General features: G+C 64.8%; 1 protein-coding gene. It reads left to right on the top strand.

Translation table 11 applies throughout. The features are described from left to right. Nucleotides 1-17 precede the first annotated feature (17 nt). On the top strand, nucleotides 18-267 hold a 250-nt coding region (locus tag RMT89_RS43400), incomplete at its 3' end, for a hypothetical protein (protein WP_315889262.1).

Raw genomic sequence — 267 nt, 5'->3', positions numbered from 1 at the left:
CCCGGTCGACCTTGAGCATGCTCGACGAGATCGAGATCGAGTCCTTCGTCTCGTTCTCGACCACACTCAGCGACGCTTCCGCTCTCATCGTCGCCAGCTCGCAGACCATCCAGCCACTCAGCGCCGGACGCTCCATCACGATCGAGTTGCCCCAGCGTCCCCGCAGTCTTCGACCGCTTCGCGCCATGGAGAGCGAACCGGCAGCCGCCGGCCGACGCATCATCGCGAGCTACCTGCAACAGAGCACACGCCACCTGGACCTCAACG

Origin of the sequence: Streptomyces sp. P17, from assembly GCF_032436805.1 — a bacterium.
Lineage (GTDB): Bacteria > Actinomycetota > Actinomycetes > Streptomycetales > Streptomycetaceae > Streptomyces.
The sequence above is the reverse complement of the archived record's forward strand: the minus strand, read 5'-3'. Positions and strand labels throughout refer to the sequence as shown.